The sequence below is a fragment of the Microcoleus sp. MOSTC5 genome, from assembly GCF_036701825.1.
GTDB classification, from domain to species: Bacteria; Cyanobacteriota; Cyanobacteriia; order Cyanobacteriales; family Microcoleaceae; genus Microcoleus; species Microcoleus asticus.
On the sequence record NZ_JAUBRK010000169.1, the window covers coordinates 1 to 1568 of the forward strand.

The following is a 1568-nucleotide window of genomic DNA, read 5'->3' on the forward strand; positions in this document are numbered from 1 at the left end:
CGTAAAGAATTGCAACTGCTCTAGTTCTTCAGGGGTCATGGGTTTTTTTCTCGACTTTTTTTGACGCTTTTATTGATTTTAACTATTTTACACTTATTCGGATATTTACAAAACCGGGATGCTCCCAAAGGTTCATGACTAAAAAAGTGATAGCAATAGTTGTTTGTGAAGTATTATCAAGTTTTGCCATGATTCGATTGAGACCAAATCTTCGTTTACCTTCCCCGAATTTACCCTCAATCGCATTCCTAATTCTGTCATCTTCCAATGCTTGCTTCTTTTTTTCTTTACTAACATTTACTGGACGTCTTCCTAAAGGTGGCCCACTGATTCTAATGCCTTTTTCATGACACCAAGCTCGGTTTTCTCTGGTACGATAAATTCGATCTGCATGAACGGACTCTGGATAATATCCTGTGAAGCTATGATATGCTTCTACTTGTGCTTTTAGGTCTCCTGATTCGTTGAAATTATCCCAGCTCATCCGGTCTAAAAATACATATCCTTCAAAACAGCTCGCTGATAGTTTAGCTCCAAATTCTACGCTTTTTCCGGCTTTTTCTCTGACTATGGGACGGATATGGGGTTGGCTTAAACTTACTATTCTATCCTCAATGCTCTGTTTATTATTGTCAAATAACCATTGCTGTTGGCGATAAACTTCTGTGAGGACTAGCAAAGTTTTATATTGCTTTTTATTCAAACCTTCTAAGGTCGAACCTGAATCAATTAGCTGTTCAATATGAGCCAAGTTTCTTTTAATATATTGGAGTTGTTTTTTAATTGCTTGTCTTTTTTTGTTTCGGGATGGTCTTCTTTGTTTGGCTATTAATAAGTAATCTTTTCGAGCGAGATTACGGTAGGTTCTGGGTTTTTTATTGGTTTGATATTTGATCTGTTTATACAGGATGTCTATAATTTTTTCGGTATGAACTCTGGCTCCACTTAATAGTCCTAAGTCGGTCGGGTAACTAATGTCTGCTGGGGCGCAGGTCGCATCTATGATTAATTTTCCACTATTGACTGACTTATTTTTGGCGTCCGAATCCTTTTTTTTTTCCGTTTTAACTGGGGTGAGGGAGCGTATTTTTTTGACCATTCGCTCGTTCACTTTATTAATTAGGTTGGGACTAATTCGTTGCCGAAAGTGAACTAATAGTGATGGGTCAAATGGCAGCTCGTTACTGTAACTTGATTGACCGATAAAGTATTGCAGATACGGGTTTTCCCGGATTTGTTCGACTGTCTCCGATCGCTAATTCCGAGTTTTTCTTTGATGATTAATGCCCCCAACGCCATCCGAAAGGATTTGGCCGGTGCCCCCATTTCTGTGGGGAAGTTTTTAGCATATTCTGCTTCAAATTCTGACCACGGGATAAGTTCGGCCATTTTTACCCAACGGTTAAGGAGTGACAATTTTCCACAGGAGGGGAGTTCAAAGTCGGAAGGTGAGTGGGTAGCAAGCTCAGCTTTTCTGTACACGATCGCAGGTGGTGATGCACGGGTTTGTCGGGTGAGGTTCGAGGGTCGCCCCTCTCCCCTCCCCTAAGAACGCAGCATGAGAGTTT

Annotated in this window: 1 pseudogene; it reads right to left on the minus strand. The window is 40.6% G+C overall.

Annotated features, from left to right (window positions below):
- Nucleotides 1–127 precede the first annotated feature (127 nt).
- Nucleotides 128–1482: pseudogene (locus QUA54_RS34155) on the minus strand (IS5 family transposase); the annotation flags it as partial.
- Nucleotides 1483–1568 lie beyond the last annotated feature (86 nt).